Source organism: Streptomyces sp. NRRL WC-3742, from assembly GCF_000720635.1.
Lineage (GTDB): Bacteria > Actinomycetota > Actinomycetes > Streptomycetales > Streptomycetaceae > Kitasatospora.
Genome location: NZ_JOCF01000232.1, coordinates 1 through 200, shown reverse-complemented (window position 1 = coordinate 200; position 200 = coordinate 1). Strand labels below are relative to the sequence as shown.

Below are 200 nucleotides of genomic sequence, written 5' to 3'. Positions count from 1 at the left end.
GAGGGGTGGAGTTGACCGGTACTAATAGGCCGAGGGCTTGTCCTCAGTTGCTCGCGTCCACTGTGTTGTTCTGAAACAACGACCCCCAACCCCGAAGAATCATGGGTTGGGTGCGGTTGACAGTTTCATAGTGTTTCGGTGGTCATAGCGTGAGGGAAACGCCCGGTTACATTCCGAACCCGGAAGCTAAGCCTCGTAGC

General features: G+C 55.5%; 1 rRNA gene. It reads left to right on the top strand.

Annotated elements, in window-relative coordinates:
* Positions 1-134: 134 nt before the first annotated feature.
* Positions 135-200, top strand: a 5S ribosomal RNA gene (gene rrf / locus IH61_RS45480); the annotation flags it as partial.